This is a genomic window from Friedmanniella luteola (assembly GCF_900105065.1).
GTDB classification, from domain to species: domain Bacteria; phylum Actinomycetota; class Actinomycetes; order Propionibacteriales; family Propionibacteriaceae; genus Microlunatus; species Microlunatus luteolus.
This window is the reverse complement of sequence record NZ_LT629749.1, coordinates 373,684-396,465: the sequence shown is the minus strand read 5'-3', so window position 1 is coordinate 396,465 and position 22,782 is coordinate 373,684. Positions and strand designations below refer to the sequence as shown.

Here is a 22,782-nt window from a genome sequence, read left to right as displayed (position 1 = left end):
GGGGAATCATCTGATGGGAATCCTGCAGGGCCGCTGGTCCCGCGTGTCCAGGCTCACCGCCGGGGGGCTGGCCACGGCCGTCGTCGCCCTCGGCCTCGGCGCGGCGCCGGCGGCCACGGCGGACACCCGGCCGGTCGCGGCCACGCTGCCCACGACCGTCTCGGTCGACCCGCTGCCCACCTGGCAGCTGACAGGCGTGGTCTGGAGCCAGGTCGTCGTCGGCACCACCGTCTACGCGACCGGCGACTTCACCAAGGCCCGGCCGCCGGGCATGTGGGCGGGCGGACCGACCGAGATCAGCGTCGGCCACCTCTTCGCCTACGACATCACCACCGGTGAGCGGGTGGCCTCCTTCAACCACACCCTGAACGCGGCGGGCCTGGCCATCACGGCCTCGCCCGACGGCAAGCGCGTCTACGTGGGCGGCGACTTCACCACGGTGGACGGGCAGTCACGCCAGCACCTGGCCGCCTTCGACACCGCCACCGGGGCCCTGGCCCCCGGCTTCGCGCCCATCGCCAACGGCCAGGTCAAGGCGCTGACGGCGACGGCCAGCACCCTCTACGTCGGCGGCGCGTTCGAGAGCGCCGGTTCGGGCACGGTCGTCGCCCCCCGCAAGCGGCTCGCCGCCTTCAGCACCAGCACCAGCGCGCTGCTGTCCTGGGCGCCGAAGGCCGACGACGGCTACGTCTGGTCGCTGACCACCACCCCGGACGCCACCAAGGTCGTCATCGGTGGCCAGTTCTCGACGCTCAACAGCGCCGCCGTCTACGGTCTCGGTGCGGTGGGGGCGACCTCCGGGACCAACCTGCCCTGGGCGGCCAGCGGCACCCTCCGGGACTCCGGCAAGGGGGCGATCAACTCGCTGACGAACGACGGCACCTGGGTCTACGGCAGCGGCTTCGCCTTCGGCGCCGGCGGCCTGTTCGAGGGCAGCTTCTCCCTCAACCCGGCCAACGGCGCGATCCGCTGGATGGTCGACTGCCTGGGCGACACCTACGACGTGGAGCCGGTCGGCGACGTCACGTACACGGTCAGCCACACCCACGACTGCCGCTCGATCGGCGGCTTCGGCGACACCAGCCCGCGGACCCGCTGGCAGCCGGCCGGCGCCTTCACCACCGCGCCGACCGGGCTCAACAACGGGCCCAACGCCTACGGCTGGAACTACAAGGGCCGGCCCGCGCCGACCATGCTGCACTGGTACCCCGAGCTGGGCATCGGCACCGCGAGCCAGCAGTACCAGGCGGCCTGGAACGTCGTCAGCGGCGGGCGCTACATCGCCCTCGGCGGCGAGTTCCCCACGGTCAACGGCAAGGCCCAGCAGGGCCTGACCCGCTACGCGCTGCCCGACACGGCGCCCGGCGTCGCCCCGAACAAGGTGGGCCCGCAGTACCTCGGCACGGTGCCGGTCCGCAGCGCCCCGCCGGCCACCACCGCCTCCGTGCCCGCAGCCGGCACCGTCCGCGTCACCTACGGCGCGGCCTGGGACAAGGACAACCAGCGCCTGACCTACCAGCTGTACCGCGACCGCGGCACGGCGGCCGAGGCCCTGGTGGACACCCGGACGGTGGACAGCAACTTCTGGACGCTGCCGGCGCAGACCGTCGACGACCGGACCGCCCCGGCGGGCAGCCACACCTACCAGGTGCGGGTCACCGACCCGTTCGGCAACGAGCTGCTCAGCCCGGTCTCGAACAGCGTCTCGGCCAGCGGCAACGCCGCCCCGACCGCGTCCTTCACCAGCACCGCCACCGGGCTGACGGTCAGCGTCGACGGCGGCGGCTCGACCGACGCCGACGGCACCGTCGCCTCCTACGCCTGGACCTTCGGCGACGGCTCCACCGCGACCGGCCGCACCGCCAGCCGCACCTACGCGGCCGCGGGCACCTACAGCGTCAGGCTGACGGTGACCGACAACCAGGGCGCCACCGGCACCACCACCCGGTCGGTGACCGTGGCGTCGGCCCCGCCGGCGAACGCCGCCCCGACGGCGGCCTTCACCAGCACCGCCACCGGGCTGACGGTCAGCGTCGACGGCGGCGGCTCGACCGACAGCGACGGCACCGTCGCCTCCTACGCCTGGACCTTCGGCGACGGCTCCACCGCGACCGGCCGCACGGCCAGCCGCACCTACGCCGCCGCGGGCACCTACAGCGTCAAGCTGACGGTGACCGACGACCAGGGCGCGACCGGCACCGTGACGAAGCAGCTGACCGTGGCGGCGCCGCCGGCCAACGACGTGCTGGCCGCCGACACGTTCGAGCGCACCTCGGCCTCCGGCTGGGGCAGCGCGGAGACGGGCGGCGCCTGGACCTACAGCGGCAGCACCACCCTGTTCACGGTCGGCGCCGGCCAGGGCGTCATCAAGATGGCGGCCGCCGGCTCGGGCCCGACCGCCCGGCTGCCGATCTCCTCCACCGACACCGACCTGCAGCTGACCTTCGCGTTCGACAAGGCGCCGACCGGCGGCGGCCAGTACACCCGGGCGATCGTCCGCGGTGACCAGACGAACGGCTACCACGCCAAGATCTGGGTCCAGGCCAGCGGCACGATGGTGGTCTACCTGAACCGCAACGAGGCCGGTACCGAGACCAGCCTGGCCAGCAAGGTGCTGCCCGGGACCTTCGTGGCGGGGCAGGACTACGCGGTGCGCATCCAGGCCTGGGGCAGCGGCACGACCAACCTGCGGACCAAGGTCTGGGCCGCCGGCACCACCGAGCCGACGGCGTGGGCCGCCACCGCGACGGACACCACGGCGAGCCTGCAGGCGCCGGCCGGTGTGGCCGTCCGGGCCTACCTGTCGGGCACCTCGACGGCCCCGGTCAGCCTCTCCGTGAGCGAGCTCACGGCTCGGCGGACGGGGAACTGACGGGCACCTGACCGGCACGACGACGGGCGGCGCACCGGGGCGCCGCCCGCTGGCCTCGGGGGCCACGAGCGCACCACCGGGCACTGACGTGTGTGACACGACCGTCTCATCCGGCCCGTACAGTGATGCGCCTACCAGCAAGGACGGGCAGTGATGAGAGTTTTGGTCATCTGGGCCGACGACCGGTCCCCAAACCTCGGGGTGAGAGTTCTCGGTGCGGGCACGGAGGCGCTGACGCGACGCGTCTGGCCGGACGCCGAGTTCGTGTTCTACAACTACGGCGCCCGGACGGCGCCGGTCCGGCTCGGCTCGGTGGCCGAGGTCGCCAAGGAGGCGGTGCTGCGCCAGCGGGGCCTCGCGGACTGGTTCCGCGGGTTCGACCTGGTGATGGACACCCGCGCCGGTGACTCCTTCGCCGACATCTACGGCCTCAAGCGGCTCTCCGCGATGTGCGCGACGACCGAGTTCGCCGCGCGCGTCGGCGTGCCCGTCGTGCTGAGCCCGCAGACGATCGGGCCGTTCGGCTCCCGCCGGGCGCGGGCCCTCGCGCAGCGCTCCCTGCGCACCGCGTCGGTGGTGATGGCCCGCGACAGCATCAGCGCGCAGGCGTCGGCCGACCTCGGGCGCCCGGTGGACGTCCTGACGACCGACGTCGTGTTCGCCCTCGACGTGCCCGAGCCGACGACGCGTCGCGACGTCGTCCTCAACGTCTCCGGGCTGCTGTGGCAGCCGGGCCCGCACGTCGACGCCGCCGCCTACCGGCGCACCGTCACCGACGTGCACGACCGGCTGGTGGCCGCGGGGCGGACCGTCAGCCTGCTCGCCCACGTGCTGCCCTCGGACAACCCCGACGACGACGTGCCGGCCGTCGAGGAGTTCCGGGACGCGCACGCGCCCACCGCCGAGGTGCTCGTCCCCATGTCGCTGACCGACATCCGCACCATGCTGGCCGGGGCCGAGCTGGTCATCGGCTCCCGCATGCACGCCTGCCTGAACGCCCTCTCGGTCGGCACCCCGGCGATCCCGCTGGCCTACTCGCGCAAGTTCGCCCCGCTGATGGCCGACCTGGGCTGGGAGCACGTCGTCGACCTGCGCACCTCCGCCGACGAGGCGCCCGCCGTGGTGGCGGAGATCGCCGCCCGGGACGACCTGCGGGCGCAGGTCGTGGCCGTCCGGGAGCGGGCCGCGAGCACGCTCGCGCTGGCCACCGGGGCCCTGGCCGGCCGGGTCGACGCGGTGGCGGCGGGGCGGCGCTGATGGTCGCGGCCACCGCCGAGGCGCTGGACCGCGCCGTCAGCCGGGTCGTGGACACCGCGAACTGCTCGGGCTGCGGGGCCTGCACGCTGCTGGACCCGGGTCTGGAGATGGCCCTGTCGGCCGACGGCTACGCCCGTCCGGTGCGCAGCGCGCGCGAACCGGCGCCGGAGCCCGGGGCCGACGCCACGTTCGACCGGATCTGCCCGGGCCGCCGCGTCGTCTCCCCGCGGCCGGCCGGGGCCACCGTGCACCCGACGCTCGGCCCGGTCGTCAGCGGCTGGGAGGCCTGGGCCGCCGACCCGGAGATCCGGCACCGCGGCAGCAGCGGCGGGACGCTGACCGCTCTGGTCGCCTGGCTCACCGAGAACGGCGAGCAGGCCTCCTTCACCGGCGCCCGGGCCGCCGCGGCCGAGCCCCGGCGGACCGTGTCGGTCACCATCACCAGCCGCGCGGAGGCGCTGGCCTCCGCCGGGTCGCGCTACGCCCCGGTGGCCTCGGTCGCCGCCCCGGGGGCGCTCGCCCCCGGCACCGGGCTGGTCGGGAAGCCCTGCGAGATCTCCGCCGCCCGGGCCCTGCTGGACGGCGCCCCCGCCGACGCCGGGTCGCCGCCGCTGCTGCTCTCCTTCTTCTGCGCCGGCACCCCGAGCCAGCACGCCACGGACGCCCTGGTCGCCCAGCTGGGGGTGCCCGCGGGCGCCCCGCTCCGTGACCTCTGGTACCGCGGTCGGGGCTGGCCCGGCCACTTCACCGCCGAGGCCGAGGACGGCAGCACCGTCCGCACCACCTACGACGAGTCGTGGGGCCAGCACCTCGGCAAGACGACCCAGTGGCGCTGCAAGATCTGCCCCGACGGGGTGGGTGAGAGCAGCGACATCACCGCCGCCGACTTCTGGCACACCGACGCCCGGGGCTACCCCGTGTTCGCCGAGGGCGACGGCTGCAGCGCCGTGCTCGCCCGCACCCCGCGCGGGCACGAGGTCCTGCAGCGCGCCTTCGCCGCGGGGGTGCTGGTCGGCCGGTCGCTGGACCTCGACGCCCTCGCCGACGTCCAGCCGCTGCAGGTCTCCCGGCGGAGCACGCTGCTGGGGCGGCTCGCCGGTGCCCGGCTCGCCGGCCGACCGGTCCCCCGCTACCGCGGCTTCGGGCTGGCCCGGCTCGCCCTGGCCGACTGGCGCGAGACGGCCCGCACGGCCAAGGGCAGCTTCCGCCGCGTCCAGCGCGCCCGCAGCACCCCCGGGGCGGGCCGATGAGCACCGACCCGTCGCTCACGCAGCCGCCGCTCGACGAGGCCGAGGCCGAGGCCGCCGCCGAGCGGGCCGCCGCCCAGGCCCAGCGCGGCACCCTCGGCCGCACCGCCGCCCGGGGCGCCCTGATCACGGTCGGGGGGCAGGGCGTCAAGATCCTGCTGCAGGTGGTCGGCGTCGTCGTCCTCGCCCGGCTGCTGACGCCGGGCGACTACGGCCTGGTGGCGATGGTGACCGCGATCATCGGCGTCGCCGAGATCTTCCGGGACTTCGGGCTGTCCTCGGCGGCCGTGCAGGCCAAGACGCTGTCGCGTGCCCAGCGCGACAACCTGTTCTGGATCAACACCGGCGCGGGCCTGGCCTTCACGGTGCTGGTCTTCTTCACCGCCCCACTGGTCGCCGCGGTCTACGGCCACGAGGAGCTCGTCGGCCTCACCCACGTGCTCGCCTTCGTCTTCGTGCTGAACGGGATGGGTACCCAGTACCGGGCCGACCTGAACCGGCGCCTGCGCTTCACCACGCTGGCCGTCGTGGACGTCGCGGCCCCCGCGATCTCGCTGGTGGTCGCCATCGTGGCCGCCGTCCAGGGCGCCGGCTACTGGGCCCTCGCCGTGCAGCAGCTGACCATGGCCGTGGTGCTGCTGGTCGGCAACGCCGTGACCGCGCGGTGGATCCCCCGCCTGCCCCGCCGGGCGCCGATGCGGGACCTCTTCCGGTTCGGCTGGCAGCTCGCGGGTTCGCTGTTCGTCGGCTACCTGGGCAACAACATCGACTCCCTCACCATCGGCACCCGCTTCGGCTCGGAGGCCCTGGGCCTGTACAACCGGGCGTTCCAGCTGCTGATGACCCCGCTGGGTCAGCTCCGAGCGCCCACCACGAAGGTCGCCCTGCCCGTGCTCTCCCGGCTGCGCGACGACCGGGCGGCCTCGAACGCCTACATCCAGCGCGGCCAGTCCGCCCTGGGGCTGACCCTGGTGGCCGGGCTGGGGGTGGTCATCGGCGCCGCCGGACCGATCACGTCGATCTTCCTGGGCCGGCAGTGGCTGTCGGTCGAGCCGATCCTGCGGCTGCTGGCGGTGGCCGGGGTGTTCCAGAGCCTCGCCTACGTCGGGCTGTGGATCTACCTGTCGCACGGGCTCACCAAGGAGCTGCTGCAGTACACGATGATCACGGTGACGATCAAGATCGCCTGCATCCTGGTCGGCAGCACCTGGGGCGTGACCGGGGTCGCCTGGGGCTACGCGCTGGCCCCCGCGCTGGCCTGGCCGCTGTCGTTCTGGTGGCTGTCCCGCAAGGCGCCGGTGGACGTGGGTCCGCTGTTCGTCGGGGCGGGCCGGATCCTGGTCCTGACCGCGTTCCTCGCGGCCGGTGCCTTCGGGGCCTGCGAGCTGACCGCGCAGTGGGGCCGCTGGGTGCAGCTGCCGGTCGCCGTCGCCGCCGCCGGCGTCGTCTACGCGCTGGCGTTCCTGCTGGTGCCGATGTTCCGCCGCGACATCACCGGGGTGCTCCAGATCGTCCGCAAGGGGACGGGGAAGAACCGGTGAGCGGCCCCCTCCCCCGCTGCGCGGCCGTCGTCGTCAACTACGGCTCGTCGGCGCTGCTGGCGACCAACCTCACGGCCGTCGCCGCGGCGTCGCCCGACCTGGACGTCGTGGTGGTCGACAACTTCACCTCCGCGGCCGAGCTCGCCGCCGTCCGCACGCTCTGCGCCGCGCGTGGCTGGCTGCTGGTCGCCAGCCCGACCAACGTCGGCTTCGGCTCCGGGGTCAACCTCGGGGCCCGGGCGGCGCTCGACGCCGGCGCCGAGCAGCTGCTGCTGCTCAACCCGGACGCGCGCCTGGACGGCTCGGCCCTGGAGCGGCTGCAGCGCGTCGTCGCCGCCGACCCGATGGTGATGGTCGGGCCGGTGGTGCGGACGGTCGACGGCCGGGTCTGGTCCGACGGCACCGACCTCTACCTCGACCGCGGCAGCATGCGGGCCACCCGCAAGCGCCCGACCGACCCGGAGCCCCGGGTCGAGATGTGGCTGAGCGGGGCGTGCCTGCTGCTCAGCCGCCGGCTCTGGGACGCCGTCGGCGGCTTCGACGACCGCTACTTCCTCTACTGGGAGGACGTCGACCTGTCCCGCCGGGTCCGGGAGGCGGGCGGCTCCCTGCGGGTCGTCCGCGAGGCCGAGGCCGTCCACGACGAGGGCGGCACCCAGGGCGAGGGCGGCGGCCGGGCCAAGTCGGCCACCTACTACCGCTACAACATCCGCAACCGGCTGCTGTTCGCCGGTCAGCACCTCGACGCGGCCGACCGGCGACGCTGGGTCGCGACCGCGCTGCCCGAGGCGTACGCCATCGTGCTGCGCGGCGGCCGGCGCCAGCTGCTCACCTCGACCGCCCCGTGGACGGCGATGGTCGGGGGCACCCTGGACGGGTTGCGCCTCCTCCGCCGGGCCGCCCGGACGACCCGCACCGCGGACGCCGCCGGTCCGGTGCGGGTCCTGCAGTCCTTCCCCGACCCGCGGCCGACGACGAACCCCTACATCTGGATGCTCAAGGACTGCCTGGACGCCCACCCCGACGTCACGCTCAGCACCTTCAGCTGGCGCCGGGCGCTGACGGGTGACCACGACGTGTTCCACGCGCACTGGCCGGAGATCCTGGTCACCGGCAGCACGCCGGTGAAGAAGGCGCTCCGCCAGCTGCTCTTCGTGGCCCTGCTGCTCCGCCTCCGGCTGCGCGGGACCGCGGTGGTCCGGACGGTGCACAACCTCGAGCTGCCCTCGGGGATCAGCCGGCGCGAGACGGTGCTGCTGCGCTGGTTCCAGCGCTGGACGACGCTGCTGATCCGGATCAACACGAGCACCGAGCTGGCCGAGCGACCCCACGAGACGGTCGTGCACGGTCACTACCGGGACTGGTTCGCCGCCCACCCGCGCGCGGAGCCGGTGCCCGGCCGGCTCGCCTACTTCGGGCTCATCCGCCGCTACAAGGCGGTCGACACCCTGCTGTCCGCCTTCCGCGCGGCGACCGACCCGGGGCTGAGCCTGTTCGTCGGGGGCCGACCCTCCAGCCCGGACCTGCGGGCGGAGCTGACGGCACTGGCCGGTCCGGACCCGCGGATCAGCACGCACCTGGAGTTCCTCACCGACGCCGAGCTGGTGGCGGCAGCGTCGGCGGCGCAGCTGGTGGTGCTGCCCTACCGGGAGATGCACAACTCCGGCGGCGTGCTGGCCGCCCTCTCCCTCGACCGTCCGGTCCTGGTGCCCGACAACGAGGTGAACACGCAGCTGGCCGCGGAGGTGGGGCCGGGGTGGATCCACACCTACGCGGGCGGGCTGACCGCGGAGGACCTGACGTCGACCCTGGCCCGGCTCGCCGGGGGCCCGACGGGACGCCCCGACCTCTCCGCCCGCGACTGGTCGACGGCCGCGGACCTGCACCTGCTCGCCTACCGACGGGCCCGGGCGCTGGTCGCGGGGACCGGGTCGTGAGGGTCTGGTCGTGAGCAGGGCCGCCCGCGTGGTCGTCGGCGCGAGCCGGCCGGACCACCTAGAGTGGGCCGCGACCACCCGTCCCCGGTCCGCGACGCCCGGGGACCACCGGGCGTCCGCCGGCCCGGGCCGCCGGCGTCGGGACGCCGGACCGTTCACGAGGAGCACGCCCATGGCTGCGTCAGCCCGCACCCCGCAGACCGCCTCGTGACCGGCTCGCAGTTCGACAGCGGCCTGCAGCTGGCCGCCGCTGTCCTGGTGCTGGCGGTCGTCTTCGCCGGCCTCCGCCGCTCGCCGAAGGTCGCGGTCCTCGCGTGGCTGACGGTCATCTGCTTCGTGCCGGTGTGGGTCGGGCAGTCGGTGGTCGCCTACTTCCCGGCCTTCACGATCATCACCCTGCTGACGGCGGCCAGCCTGCTGCCGACGGTCGTCGGCATCCGCTGGTCCTACGTCGACCTCTTCTTCGTCGCCATCGGCGTGATCGCGGTGGTCGAGTACCTCCTGCGGCTGACCACCCTCAGCGCGACGTTCGACCTCGCCACCGCCTGGGCCGGCGCCTTCCTGCTCGGCCGGATCATCACCTCGGTGCTCGACGCGCGGTGGATCTACGGCGCGGTCGGGGTGTTCTTCTCGGTGGTGGCGGCGCTGGCCGTGCTGGAGTTCGCCACCGGCACCAACCTCTTCACCACCTACATCACGGCGGACAACGCCAACTACGAGGTGTGGGGCGGCCTGCAGCCGCGCGGCGGCATCCTCCGCGCCGAGGGGGCCTTCGGGCACTCCATCGCGCTGGGCAGCTCGCTGGGGGTGGCGGTCGCCCTCACCCTGGGCAGCCGGTTCCGTCCCCTGCTGAAGACGGCCATGGTCGTCCTGATGGTCTTCGGCGCGGTGGTCAGCTTCAGCCGCACCGGCATGGTGACCGCCGCCGGGTCCGTGGTGCTGGCCTGCCTGTTCCTCCGCGACTCGCTCTCCCGGGCCTACCGGGTCGGCCTGCTGCTGCTGGTCCTCGTGGCCGCCGGCCTGGTGTACACCCTGGTCCAGGACGTGTTCGTGGCCTCCGGCACCGAGGCGGAGGGCAGCGCGCTCTACCGCTCGGAGCTGCTGCAGCTGCTCACCTACATCCAGCCCTTCGGGCTGGCCGACAACTTCTCGGTCTCGACGACGTCGGAGGTCTCGATCGGGGCGTTCGGCTCCGTCGACAACGCGCTGCTGCTCTTCGGCCTGATCTTCGGCTGGGTGCCCAGCATCCTCGTCCTGCTGCTGCTGGCCTCGGCGGTCCTCTACGTGCTGCGCGGGCGGGCCACGGCCGCGACCATCGCCGTCGTCGCGCAGATCCCCGCCCTGGTCACCGTCGCCCTCATCACGCAGTACGCCGCCGTGCTGTGGTTCGCGGTCGGGCTGGCGGTCAGCACCCAGGTGCTGGCCAACGCCGAGCACCGGGCCGAGCGGGCGGCGCTGCGCCGGCCGCCCGTCCGCCGGCACCGCCCCGCCCGGGCGCTCGAGCCGGCGGCGCGCTAGCTCAGTCCGGGGCGCTGCCCCAGTCGGACACCTCGCCGACGGGCTCGGCCGGGTTGCCGGCCACGATCGTCCCCGGCGGGACGTCGCGGCGCACCACCGCGCCGGCGCCCACCACCGAGCCGCGTCCGATGGTGACGCCCTTCAGGACCAGCGAACGGGTGCCGACCAGCACCTTCGGCTCGATCACGATCGGGGCCTTGTGCTCGCGCCGGCGGCCGGACGGCGACGTCGTCCAGTGGAAGTCGGTGTCGAGCAGCTGGACCTCCCAGGAGATCCGGACGTCCGGCCCGATCGTGACCCCGGAGCCGACGTTGACCTTGGTGCGGGCGCCGATCTTGGCGCCCTTGCCGACGGTCAGGGTGGCGCCCGGGCCGACCCACAGGTGCGCACCCTTGGAGATCGTGCAGCCGCTCGCCAGCGCGTAGGTGCCGGGACCCAGCAGCTTGACGCGGGACTCGATCCGCACCCCGGGGTGGCCGCGCAGCACGCCCCGCAGGTAGCTCCAGAAGTGCCGGCGCACCATGCGCAGACGGGACACGGGCACCAGCTCCCTCACCGCGGGGCTCGGGGGCGGCCCCACTGGCTGGTCAGTCTAACGGCGGCGCCCCGCCCGGGGCCTGACCCGACCGGCGCCGGCGACCGGCGGTTATGATGCGTGCGCACCTCGACGACGAGAGCTGTCCGTCCGGCGACCAAAGGCAACGCTCGTGTCCCTCCGTGATGTGCCCGACGACCGGACGACGGCGCCGCCCGCCCCGCGCACCTTCGCCGCCGTCTTCGACCCGCGCCAGAACGCCCTGAACGCCATCCGGCTGCTGCTCGCGGTCTCGGTCATCGTCTGGCACGCCTTCCCCCTCACCGGCGGCGACATCGCGTTCGCCCCCCTGCGCCAGCTGCTCAGCCACGTGGGCGTGGACGGCTTCTTCACCATCTCGGGTTACCTCATCGTCTCCAGCTGGCTCCGCGCGCCGCAGGTCTCGACGTTCCTGCGGGCCCGCGTGCTGCGCATCTTCCCCGGGTTCTGGGCGAGCCTGCTGCTGACGGCCCTGGTGATCGCCCCGCTGGCGCTGGTCATCGGCGGGGTCGGCCTGCCCGCGGGCTACTGGCGCGACGCCGCCTCCTACGTGGGCACGAACGCCGCGCTGTGGGTGCACCAGTACGGCATCGTCGGCACCCCGGCCGGGGTGCCGTTCCCCGGGGTGTGGAACGGCTCGATGTGGACCCTGGTGTGGGAGTTCTTCTGCTACCTGGCCGTCCTCGGGCTGGGGCTGGTGGGCCTGCTGAAGCGGCGCCACACCATGGCGGTCGCCTTCGTGGTCCTCACCGTCACCACCGTGGCCACCTCCTACGGCCCGGTCGACAACTACTGGCTGACCCTGGGCTCGCGCTTCGGGCTGCCGTTCGTCGCGGGCGCCCTGCTCTACCGCTACCGCGACCGGGTCGTCGTCCGGGGCCGCTACCTGCTGCTCGCGGCCGCCGTGGTGCTGCTGTCGTGCCTGCTCCCGGACTACCGCGTCGTCGGCGCGCTGCCGCTCGCCTACCTGATGCTCGGGCTGGGCGCCCTCGGTCGGCACCCGCGCCTCCAGTTCCGCCAGGACCTGTCCTACGGCACCTACATCTACGCCTTCCCGCTGCAGCAGCTGCTGGCCGTGGTGGGGGCGGCGTCGCTGGGCGTCCCCCTCTTCGCGCTCGCCTCGCTGGCCCTGACGCTCCCGCTGGCCGCGGCGAGCTGGTTCGGCCTGGAGAAGCCGGTGCTGCGGCTCAAGCACGTCGGCCGTCCGCGCACGGTCCAGCAGGCTGCGGTCGTCGACGTCCCCGCCGGCACGCCCAGCGCGCCGCGCTGACCCTGCCCGGACGCGGACGAGCCGTGCCGGTCGGTGACCGGCACGGCTCGTGGCGTCGTGCTGTGGGCGCAGGGCCCGGGTGGGGCGGTGCTCAGCGCCAGGCGCCGAGGTGCCGCGTCCCGGCGGCCCGGCCGACCTTGGTCGCCACGGCCGCCGGCAGCGGCTGGCCCACCGTGGTGTCCCGGCTGGAGATCGCCGCGACGGCCTGGTAGCTGCCGTTCACCGGGGACGCGCCCAGGTGGTGGTAGCTGTTCCGGTCCCGGCCGGTGGCGGCCACGTAGTCGGAGAACTTCACGAAGTTCGTGGAGTAGGCCCCGGCGTTGCCCCAGACCGTGGCGAGCTTGGGGGTGCCCACCGCCTTCTGGCTGAACACGTTGCCGTTGGAGTAGGTGGCCATCTGCTCCGCGTTCAGCGCCCGGTCCCAGGACTCGACCAGGTAGATGGCCGACTTGCTCCCGGTCCCGCCGGTGAAGATGTTGTTCCCCACGGTGACGTTCGTGGTCGTCCACGGCATGGACATGTCCGGCTGGGCGCGACGGCGGTCGTGCCCGGACACCGACAGCTGGGTGATCCGCCGCTTGTCCTGCGCGATCGCCAGCCCGGAGCGGCCGTTGTTCACCAGCGTGTTGTTCCACACGCTGACGTTGTTGGTGTTCGAGATCATGATCCCGTCGTGGGCGTTGCCGGCCACGACGTTGCCGGCGATGACGGCCTTGGAGGAGATCTCGAGGACGATGCCCCAGCGGGTGCCGTTGGTGATCGTGTTGTTCGTCAGGTTGATGTCGTAGGTCGACTGGTCGGTCCAGAACTGGTTGCCGATCGTCCCCGTGATCTCGCTGTTCTTCATGGTGAAGCCACGCGTCGTGGTGACCTTGAACCCGCCGGCGCTGGGCGTCGGGTTGAAGTTCTGGTCGTTGCTGTTCCGCAGGGACAGGTTGTCGACCGTCAGGCCGTCGGCGTAGCTGGCCTGCAGGCCGATCTGCCCGCTCCCGGTGATGGTCACGTTCTTGAGGCTGGAGCCGGGCTTGAAGATGCCCACGCCCGCCGTGGCGCTGTCCCGGACCTCGACGTTCTCGAGCTTCTGGTTCGGGTAGTAGGCGGTGATGACGCCCTGCTGCGGGACCGAGGAGGCGTAGCGCCGGAAGCCGAGGCCGCGGATCGTCGTGCCGGGAGCTCGCAGCGAGATGGCCTGGCTCAGCGTGCTGGCCTGGACCGAGCGGCCTGCGGGGTTGGTGCCGAGGTAGAGCCGCTTGGCGCCGCGGTCGACGAAGAACGTGCCGGCCTTGACCTGGCTGAGCGCGCCGACCTGCTTCTGCTCGGCGCCGTCGATCCACACCTGGTCGGGGTGCGCGGCCATCGGGTGGGCCGGGTTGAGGAACGTCCAGCCGACCGCCGTGCCGTCGGGGGCGCCCTTGGTGTAGGTCGGGCTGGCGTCGAAGGAGCTGTAGCCGTCGGCCCGCCAGGCGCTGCCGGAGGCGGTGAAGCCGCTCACCTTGCTGGAGCCGTCGAACCACACGGCCTCGTTCGGGTAACTCTGGATCGTCACGGCCTTGCCGGGCGGGACGATGAAGTACTCGTGGTAGGTCCCGCCGCGGATCACGATGGTCCGGCCGCTCGACACCTTGGTGAGGGCCTTGGTCACGGTCCGGACCGGGGCGCTCTTGCTGCCCGAGGCCGAGTCGCTGCCCGAGGTGGAGACGAAGACGGCGTTGCTGGGCACCGGGTAGGCGGTGCTGCCGACGGCGGCGGCGCCGTGCTTGCCCGACGCGGCCGGCGTGGCGGTCGGCTTGGCGACGACGGGAGGTGCCGGCGGCGCGACGACGGGCGGAGCCGGCGGGGTGGCCGCGGTGCTGCCGGTGCTCAGGGCCGAGAAGGCCAGGGTCTTCCAGGTCTGCGCGGCCTGCCCGGCGCTGACGTAGCCGCTGACGCCGACGGCACCGGCGGCCGCGATGCGCGACCCGGCCTTGTCGGTGGCGCGGGCCTGCCAGTCGGGAGCGCGCGTCCCGGTGACGTAGGCCTTGCTGCGGACGACGACCGACGAGGTGCCGGCGACGTCGAGCTCGACCGTCACGCTCTGGCCGGGCGCCACGGTGCCGAGCACCTTCGACGCCAGCACGGTGGCGGCGCCGCCGGCCACGCGGACGACCTCGGTGTGCAGCTTGCGGTTGGCGTCGATCCGGGCGCGGCTGCCGTACGCGGTGCCGTTGGCCTGCCGGCGGGCCTCGGCGCTGTAGTAGACCTGGGTGCCCTTGGGCACGGTGAACGCGGCGCGGACGGTGCCGTTGGCCAGCTTGACCGCGGGCAGCGAAGCCCGGAAGGAGCGGTTCGCCCCCACGCCGGCCACGGTGGCGGCGCTGCCGGCCACCGAGCGGCTGGCTCCGCCCGTGACCGACCAGGCGCCGCCGCTGGGCGCGGCGCCCCAGCCGGAGGCGGCGGAACGGTCGAAGCCGTCCGTGGCGATGGTGGTGGCCGCGGCGGCCAGCGACGGCGCCGCCGTCAGGGCGATGCTGGCGAGCACCGTCGACGCGAGGCCGGCGACGGGCAGGGCCCATCTTCGGCGCGCGACAGTAGAGGACGATGGCATGGGGCACTCCTGCAGTCTGGGGGCGAGGGCTGAGAATTGTTGTGCGATCGTTGCGAGGAAGTGTGGCACAGCCTGCCCCAGGCCAGAAATCACGGAACGGTCTCGTTCCGGTCAACCAGAGGTCACGGAAATCGCGGCGTGACCCCTGGTCAGGGGCTTCTTGGCGGCCCCCGGACCCGGCCCCGGCACGCACCGGTCGGGCTCGGTGTTACACCTCTCCCGGTGTGATCTCGGTCACGCCCCGGCCCCGGCACGCCGTGTCGGCGCGGCCCCGACTAGGGGTTGGACTCCGCGGCGCCGTGCAGCCCCACGCCGGACCAGTGCCACAGCCAGGCCACCCAGACGACCTGACCGACGAGGCTGGCGATCACCAGCGTGACCCGGTAGGCCCTCGACCGGGACGCCATCGCCGCCGCCAGCAGCAGCGGGAAGGCCGGCAGCAGCAGCCGGGGCAGGGCGCCGTTCGGGGCGACCACCCCGAGCAGGTACAGCAGGTAGCTGGCCGTCCAGAGGTACAGCACCGGACCGAGCCGGCGGACGGTGCGGGTGGCCATCACCAGCACGAGGCCGAGGACGACGACGACGGGGGCCAGGAGGCCCAGCGGCTTGCCGAACAGCCGGATGCCGATGTTGGCCCACAGCTCGCCGGGCAGCACGGCGCTGTTGCCGTGCCAGGCGGCCTCGGTCTCGAAGTAGGCGTCCGGGTCGCCGGTGACGACCGCCATCACCGCGGGCCAGAGGAAGGTGCTCAGGCCGGTCACCACGGTGAGGACGCCCAGCCCCAGCCAGCGTCGGCGTGCGACCGGCTGCGTGCGGCGGAGCAGGAACCAGCCGACCGCGACCAGCAGCATGGTCAGCGCGAGGGGCGCGCTCGTCGGGCGGGTGAGGCTGAGCACGACCACGAGCGGGACGGCGGTCCAGTAGCGCTCGTGCACCAGGCAGAGCAGCACGCCGACGAGGAGCGCCAGGCCGAGCGACTCCGCGTAGCCGAACTGCAGCACCGGCGCGGCCGGCTGGAACGAGAACAGGGCGACGGCCATCAGGGCGGTGCCGGCGCTGGCGCGGCTGGCGAACAGCCGGTGGAGCAGCAGGCACAGGGCGAGGCTGGCCAGCAGGGAGATCAGGGGCCCCAGCACCAGCCACGAGACGCCGGTGCCCAGGTTGAGGAGCTTGGCCAGGCCGGGCAGCACCGGGTAGAAGGCCCACTGGTTCGGGTCGAGCTGCCCGGCGGTGTCGCGCGGCAGCACGCGGGGATAGCCCTCGTCGAAGATCTTGTGGTACCAGCCGGCGTCCCAGCCGTCGATGTAGTCCAGGTAGCCCGGCCGCTCGGTGGTCCACGGGTTCGGTCCCTGCATCCGGGCCACGGTCAGCACCAGCAGCAGGGTGAAGAGGCGGCCGAGGGCCCAGACCACCAGCACCTGCAGCCACCACCGCCAGGTGGTGAAGCGGCGGACGCCGGAGCCGAACGCCCCGAGCACCCGGTCCGTCAGCTGCCCGAGGGTCGTCCCGAGCCGGAGGGCGGAGTCCATGGCTGCACGCTACGGGCTGCCGCCGGGTCAGCCGGTCGGTCGCCCACGGAACACGACCAGTGGGTCACTGGGCGTCACGCCGACCTCGACGGTGACCGGGTCGCGCCGGCCCTCCGGCACGGTGAAGACGTAGACGCCTGCGACCTGCGCTCCGGCCGCGACGGCCGCGGGCAGCGGGCTGGCCGGCTCGGCCGACATCACCGACCCGGGCGCACCCTCGCTGTCGGTCAGGTTGACCACGGTCGAGCCGAGCTCGACGGCCTGGCTGGTGCCGTTCTCGATCTGCACGGTGACGGCGAGGGCCGGACCCGCCACCTCGCCCGGACCACTCGCCCTGGCGGTGATCGCCCGCACCGACGTCAGCCGGACGGCGACGTCGTCGGCGGCCTGGCCCGGGGCGTCGAGCCGCACGGCCTTGCGCTGGCGGACGGGCTGGCCGGCGACGGTGGACCCGGCGCTGCCCGGGGTGGGCGCGGGGACCGGCGTGGTCGCTGCGCTGGACGCCGGGACGGGCGGCGGCTCGGCCGGCGGGGTGCTGCTGGTGCCGCTGCCGGCCTCCGCGGTGCAGCCGCCGAGCAGGACGGCGAGCAGCAGGGCGGCGGTGGCGCGGGCCACCGGCCGGGCTGGGGTGCGGGACATGTCTGGCCTCTCTCGTTCCCCCGAGGTCAGGCGCCGATCCTCCCACCCGGTCGGGGTCCGCGGACGGGCGGCCCGCCGGGTGGGAGGAGCCCGGCTCAGCGCCGGGTGACGACCAGGTCGTCGAAGGCGAAGACCACCGGGGCGTTGGTGGTGCTGCCCGAGAGGTAGCCGGTCAGGGCCACCCCACCGGCGCTCTGCAGGCCGGCCTGGGAGCTGGTGCTGCTGATCTGGGCGGCGGCCGGCTCGGTGGCCGAGGCCTTCCAGACCTTGCCTGCGAGCGTCGTGGTGCCGCTGCCGGTCACGTCGAACCGCACCTTCAGCACGTCGCCCGCGGTGGAGGTCAGCCCCGGGACCAGGCTGTCCTTCAGCAGCGTCTCGGTGCCGCTGGCGACGACGGTGGTGCTGAGCCGCACCGTGCCGTCGGCGACCAGCCGGACCTTGAGCCGGTACTCCGAGGTGCCCTGCTTGCGGGCCGCCACGGTGACGTAGCTGCCGCCGCCGGTCGCCGCCTTGTCGGCGGACACCGTCACGGTGGTCGAGGAGTCGAGCACCGAGACGCCGTTGAGGGCGGCGAGGGGACCGGATCCGGCCTTGGCCACCGTCACCAGGCCCTTGCCCCCGGCGGTCGAGAAGGCCGTCGAGTCGGTCCACGCGCCGCCGGCGTCGGCGGTCCCCCAGCGGGTGCCGGTCCGACCGAAGGCGTCCGAGGCCACGACCGTGGTGGCGGGCGGGGCCGCGGTGACGGTGACGCTCCTGGTCAGCGAGTCGGTCAGCCCGCCGTCGTCGGTCACCGTCAGCTTGACGCTGTAGGTGCCCGCCGCCGCGTAGGTGTGGGTGTCGGTCCGACCGGTCCCGGTCGACCCGTCACCGTAGGTCCAGGTGTAGGAGGCCACGGTGCCGTCGGCGTCCGTCGAACCCGACCCGTCGACGCTGACCCTCAGGTCCGAGGTCGAGGAGCCGAAGGCCGCGGCCGGCTTGACGTTCGCCGCCGGCGGGGGCGTGGTGCCCGCCCGGGCGACCGCGTACCCGTCGAAGCGCAGGGTGACCGGGAGGTTGGTGACCGTCGAGGCCAGGTAGCCCTGGACCGCGGCGGCACCCGGCGTCTGGAGCCCGGCGACGGTGCTGGTCGCGCTGACCTGGGCGGCCGTCGGCTCGGAGGCCGTGGCCTTCCAGAGCTTCGCGGCCAGCGTCGTGGTGCCCGTGCCGGTCACGTCGAAGCGCAGCTCGTACACCTCACCCGGGGTGATGGTCAGGCCGCTGACGAGCACCTCCTTGAGGGAGGTCTCCGTCCCGGAGACCACCTGGGTGACGCCGAGCCGGACGGTGCCGTCGGACAGCACCCGCGCCTTGAGCCGGTACTCCGAGGTGCCCTGCTTGCGGGCCGCCAGGATGATCTGCAGCCCGCCGCTGTTGGCGACCTTGTCGAGCGTGAACTCCGCGGTCGTGCTGGAGTCGGTGGCGGCGACCGTGCCCAGCGTCGCCGTCGGGCCGGAGCCGGCCTTGGTCATCGCGAGCACGCCCTTGCCACCGGCGGTGGAGAAGTAGGTCGCGCCCGAGTCGGTCCAGGCCCCGCCGACGTCCGCGGTGCCCCAGCGGGAGCCCGTGCGGCCGAAGGCGTCGGCGGCGAGGACGTCGCCGGCCGGCGGCTGCGGCGCCGCGGTGACGGTGACGCTCCTGGTCAGCGAGCCGGTCAGCCCGCCGTCGTCGGTCACCGTCAGCTTGACGCTGTAGGTGCCCGCCGCCGCGTAGGTGTGGGTGTCGGTCCGACCGGTCCCGGTCGACCCGTCACCGTAGGTCCAGGCGTAGGAGGCCACGGTGCCGTCGGCGTCCGTCGAACCCGACCCGTCGACGCTGACCCTCAGGTCCGAGGTCGTCGAGCCGAACGCGGCCACGGGAGCCGCGTTGGCGGCCGGCGCGGTCACCGCGACCGGCCGGGTCACCTGGTTGGTGGCGCCGCGGTCGTCGGTGACGGTCAGGGTGACGTCGTAGCTGCCGGCCCTCGGGTAGGTGTGACTGGGCTTGACACCGGTCCCGGAGGTGCCGTCGCCGAAGGTCCAGGCGTAGCCGTCGACCGTGCCGTCGCCGTCCGTGGAGGCCGAGCCGTCGAAGCTGGCGGCCAGCGCCTGCGCGGTGGAGGTGAAGGACGCGACCGGCGCGACGTTCGCCCGCTGCACGGAGACGGGGTGGGTCACGGTGTCGCTGGCCCCCCGGTCGTCGGTGACCGTCAGGGTCACCGGGTAGGTGCCGTCGGCGGTGTAGGTGTGCGTCGGTCGGGGCAGCGCCGAGGTGTCCCCGTCGCCGAAGGACCAGGCGTAGGTCGCCACGGAGCCGTCGGCGTCGGTGCTGGTGGCGGCGTCGACGGTGCAGGCCCGCTCGTCGCAGGTGCTGGTGAAGGCGGCGACCGGGGCCTGGTTCGGCACCGGCTTGGTGACCGTGACCGGACGGGTGGTGCTGCTCTTCCGGCCCTGGTCGTCGGTGACGGTCAGGGTGACGTCGTAGCTGCCGGACGCCGCGTAGGTGTGCGAGGCCGTCGAGCCGGTTCCGGTGGTCGCGTCCCCGAAGGCCCACGCCCACGCCGTGACAGAGCCGTCCGGGTCGCTGCTGGCGGACCCGTCGAGGTAGCAGGTGGCGTCGGTGCAGGAGGAGGTGAAGGAGGCCACGGGAGCGGCGTCCACCGCCGCGCCGGAGGCGTCGTGGTGGGCCGCGACCTGCGCGGCGCTCAGCGCGTAGGGGTAGACGGCGGCCTCGTCCAGCGAGCCGGCGAAGAACGCGCTGCTGCCGCCCCAGGAGGTGTCCCCGCCCACCCGCCAGTAGCCGGTGTAGCCCTGGTTCGAGGTCTGGCCGTTGCTGCCCGCGAGCACGCCGTCGACGTAGAGCCGCATGCCGGCGGTGGCGTCCTGGGTGGCGACCATGTGGTGCCAGGCGCCGTCGTTGTAGGCCGCCGGGGTCGTCGTGGTGTTGGCCTGGCCCGTCCACACGCCGAAGGTCAGCTGGCCGCTGTTCTCCATGTAGACGTGCCGGTCGTAGTTGTTCGAGAAGCCGCTCGGCTGGTCCCCGAAGCCCATCAGCTTGCCGCCGTTGGTGGTCGTGGTCTTGAACCACACCTCCTCGGAGTAGGCCGTGGGGTTGGTGAAGGTCCGGCTGCTCGCGATCGTCCCGGTGCTGCCGTCGAACGCGGCTGCCTTGCCGGCCGTCACGGTGCTGGCCGCGCCGAGGGTGACGCCGCCGGCCAGGTTGCCCGCCGTCCGCGCCTCGCTGGCGTCGGCGACGGTGCTGCCGGTGGTCTCGTCGAGCCGCCAGAAGAACAGCGGGTCGTCGCCGTGGACCTGCCGGCCGTACGCGTCGGTCGGGGCCGCCGGGACGTCGACCGTGCGGCCGCTCTTGGTGAAGTGGTCCCGCACCTGGGTCTGGGTCAGCGCGGTCGGGTAGATCGCGACGTCGTCGATGGTCCCGGCGAAGGTGCTGCTCGAGGGCTGGGCGGGCCAGCTGCCGATGTTGTCCCCGCCGATCCGCCAGTAGCCCTGGTAGTCCTGGCCGGTGGTGGTGCCGGTGTCGATGCCGACCCGCAGGCCGTCGACGAACAGCTGCAGGCCCGAGGGCGACAGGGAGGCGACGACGTGGTGCCACTGGCCGTCGTTGTAGCTGCCCGCGCTGGTCACCGTGCGGACGCTGCCCGGGTAGACGCCGAAGGTGAGGCGTCCGCTGTTGTCCATGTAGAGGTGCCGGTCGTAGCTGCCGCTCGAGCCGGTCTGGCTGTCCCCGAAACCGAGGATCTTGCCGCCGGTCGCCGTGGTGGTGCTGAACCAGGCCTCCGCGCTGAAGGTGTTGCTGCTGTGCTCGGTGCTGCTCTGCCCCGCCACACCGGTCGCGCCGCCGTCGAACGTGGCGGCGGTGTCGGGCGAGCCCTGCACGGCCCCGGCCGCGCCGCTGGTCACGCCGGCGCCGAGCACCAGGTCGTTGCCGCCCGCCCAGTCGACGGACGAGGTCGCGCCCGCGGCCTCGTCGAGGCGCCAGTAGTGGGCCGCGCCGTCGGTCTGCACGGCCCGGGCGTACGGGCTGTCGTCGACGACGGCGGTGCCCGTGGTGATGGTGGTCGTCGCGCTCTTGGACGTGTTCCCGGTCGGGTCGGTGGCGGTGACGTAGTAGCCGTAGCCGGCGCCCGGGGTCAGGCCGGTGTCGGTGAACACCTGGGTGGGCCGGTTCCAGAACTGCGACGTGACGGTCCTGGTCAGCACCGGCGTGGCGGGCCGGTCGGTGCGGAACAGCTTGTAGGTCAGCTGCTGGTCGTCGCGGTCGAAGTTCGCCTTGAAGGAGACGCGCACCGAGGTGCCGGAGATGCCGCGCAGGCTGGGCGCGCTCTCGGCCGCCGTCGCCCGCGGGCCCTGCTTGTTCGTGGCGATCGAGGGGATCGCGAAGCGCACCAGGCCCTGCTGGCCGGTGTTGTTGACCAGCGGGAACTCCCCGCCCTGGACGACGTACTCGCTGGTGGCCTCGGTGGTCCAGCCGCCCTGCGACTGGCCCGTGTAGGAGCCGACGGAGACGTCGGGGAACCAGTTGACGATCGAGGAGGACGGCTGGCCCTGGAAGCTGTAGTAGCCCCCGGCGTTGTTGGGGCCGGTCGTCGTGGTCGCCGCGACGGTGAACGCGTTGGCCCGCATCCAGCGGCTGCGCGGGTTGGTGTCGGGGAAGCCGTTCATGTTCGAGCAGTCGTGGTGGTGGCTCACGGTGTAGACGACGCCGCCGACCGGTGAGACGTCGTAGGTGTCGCCGTGGCAGTCGGCCATGGACTTGAGGGCGCCGCTCATCGGGTCGGCGACGAACATGCCCTCGAAGTTGCCGGTGCCGCCGAACCAGTAGGCCGCGCCGTAGACGTTGGTGCCGTCGGTCTTGAGGCTGTAGATGCCGGCGGAGTTGCCGTAGTTCTGGATCGTCTGGTTGGCGGCGAACGGGTAGAGGGTGCCCGTCGTGGCGTCGAGCGAGCCCAGGCCGATGGCCGGCGAGCCGTTGAGGTTGGCGAAGATGCCGCCGACGAGCAGCCGCGTCCGGTCCGGGGTCAGCGCCATGGTGTTGACGGTGCTGTCGCTGGTCGGCGCCCAGGCGAGGGTGGCGCCGGTGGTGGGGCTGACGGCGGCCAGCCGCTGCCGGGCGACCCCGTTGACCGCGCCGAACCAGCCGCCGAGGTACACGGCGTCGTCCGAGACGGCGATCGAGAAGACGTCGGAGCTGGCGACCGGCTTGAAGGTGGGGACGAGCGACCCGTCGCTCGTGTTGAAGGCGGCCACCCGGCTGCGGCTCTGCCCGTTGACCGTCGTGAACGAGCCGACGACGTAGAGCCGCGACTTGTCCGGGGAGACGGCCATGGCGCGGATCCGGCCGTTCACCGTCGGCGCGAAGCCGGTGTTCAGCACCCCGGTGCGGATGTTGTAGGAGAGCAGGTTGCCCCGCGGCGTGAGGCTCGTGCCGGCGGCGGCGCCGGCCGGCCGCGCGTTGGCGAACTGGCCGCCCGCGTACACCGTGTCCCCGACGATGGCCTGGTCCCAGACGACGCCGTCGATCTGCACGGTCGGCAGCGCGTCGGCCGTCACGCCGGTGGTGGCGTTGCGGTCGACCACGTTGTACGCGCTCGCCGCCTCCGCCGCCGCGGCGGAGCCGGCACCTGCGGCGACCAGCGCACCCGCGAGGATGCTGGTCGAGAGCAGGGTGATGAGCGCGCGCTTGGCACGCGAAGGCGTCAACGCCATGTGGAAGTCCCCGAGCGATCGTTGCGCGGCCCACCCCCCGTGGGTCCTGTCGCAGAGGAAGACTAAGGAATTC

The 22,782-nt window shown here is 73.6% G+C and carries 12 protein-coding genes; 7 read left to right on the top strand and 5 right to left on the bottom strand.

The window, feature by feature from the left end; all coding sequences use genetic code 11:
• Nucleotides 1-13: 13 nt before the first annotated feature.
• The 6 genes from BLT72_RS01835 to BLT72_RS01800 all read left to right on the top strand — a co-directional run bounded on the left by BLT72_RS01835 (nt 14) and on the right by BLT72_RS01800 (nt 10,372).
• Nucleotides 14-2,872, top strand: a complete 2,859-nt coding sequence (locus tag BLT72_RS01835) for a PKD domain-containing protein (RefSeq protein ID WP_091409351.1) — start codon at nt 14-16, stop codon at nt 2,870-2,872.
• A 153-nt stretch (nt 2,873-3,025) separates the two neighbouring features.
• A complete protein-coding gene (locus tag BLT72_RS01830) occupies nt 3,026-4,129 on the top strand; it encodes a polysaccharide pyruvyl transferase family protein (RefSeq protein WP_091409347.1) in 1,104 nt (367 codons plus the stop codon).
• On the top strand, nt 4,129-5,379 hold the full coding sequence (locus BLT72_RS01825; protein ID WP_091409344.1) for a Coenzyme F420 hydrogenase/dehydrogenase, beta subunit C-terminal domain: 1,251 nt from the start codon (nt 4,129-4,131) through the stop codon (nt 5,377-5,379). The genes BLT72_RS01830 and BLT72_RS01825 overlap by 1 nt, the downstream gene beginning before the upstream one ends.
• Nucleotides 5,376-6,917 carry a lipopolysaccharide biosynthesis protein gene (locus BLT72_RS01820; RefSeq protein ID WP_091409341.1) on the top strand — a complete coding sequence of 514 codons (1,542 nt, stop codon included), beginning with the start codon at nt 5,376-5,378 and terminating at the stop codon, nt 6,915-6,917. Before BLT72_RS01825 ends, BLT72_RS01820 begins: the two co-directional genes overlap by 4 nt.
• Nucleotides 6,914-8,854 carry a glycosyltransferase gene (locus BLT72_RS22645; RefSeq protein WP_197677165.1) on the top strand — a complete coding sequence of 647 codons (1,941 nt, stop codon included), beginning with the start codon at nt 6,914-6,916 and terminating at the stop codon, nt 8,852-8,854. The genes BLT72_RS01820 and BLT72_RS22645 overlap by 4 nt, the downstream gene beginning before the upstream one ends.
• Nucleotides 8,855-9,061: 207 nt before the next feature.
• Nucleotides 9,062-10,372 (top strand): hypothetical protein, encoded by a 1,311-nt coding sequence (locus BLT72_RS01800; RefSeq protein ID WP_091409336.1) that lies wholly within the window; start codon nt 9,062-9,064, stop codon nt 10,370-10,372.
• A gap of 1 nt (nt 10,373) precedes the next feature.
• Here the strand turns inward: BLT72_RS01800 and BLT72_RS22930 are convergent, their stop codons facing one another.
• On the bottom strand, nt 10,374-10,910 hold the full coding sequence (locus tag BLT72_RS22930) for an acyltransferase (RefSeq protein WP_231930271.1): 537 nt from the start codon (nt 10,908-10,910) through the stop codon (nt 10,374-10,376).
• Nucleotides 10,911-11,079: 169 nt separating this feature from the next.
• Between BLT72_RS22930 and BLT72_RS01790 the strand changes: the two genes are divergently transcribed.
• Nucleotides 11,080-12,216, top strand: coding sequence for an acyltransferase family protein (locus BLT72_RS01790; protein WP_197677164.1), 1,137 nt, complete (start codon nt 11,080-11,082; stop codon nt 12,214-12,216).
• Between the two features lie 91 nt (nt 12,217-12,307).
• On the opposite strand, the gene BLT72_RS01785 is transcribed toward BLT72_RS01790, so the two are convergent.
• The 4 genes from BLT72_RS01785 to BLT72_RS01770 form a co-directional block, all read right to left on the bottom strand.
• Complete coding sequence (locus BLT72_RS01785) at nt 12,308-14,800, bottom strand: right-handed parallel beta-helix repeat-containing protein (RefSeq protein ID WP_091409328.1); 2,493 nt, start codon at nt 14,798-14,800, stop codon at nt 12,308-12,310.
• 275 nt (nt 14,801-15,075) lie between these two features.
• Nucleotides 15,076-16,329, bottom strand: coding sequence for a hypothetical protein (locus BLT72_RS01780; protein ID WP_091409325.1), 1,254 nt, complete (start codon nt 16,327-16,329; stop codon nt 15,076-15,078).
• Between the two features lie 27 nt (nt 16,330-16,356).
• Entirely contained in the window at nt 16,357-16,968 is a 612-nt protein-coding gene (locus BLT72_RS01775) for a hypothetical protein (RefSeq protein WP_091409323.1), read from the bottom strand.
• Nucleotides 16,969-17,063: 95 nt separating this feature from the next.
• Nucleotides 17,064-22,709, bottom strand: a complete 5,646-nt coding sequence (locus tag BLT72_RS01770; RefSeq protein WP_172826006.1) for a PKD domain-containing protein — start codon at nt 22,707-22,709, stop codon at nt 17,064-17,066.
• Nucleotides 22,710-22,782: the final 73 nt, after the last annotated feature.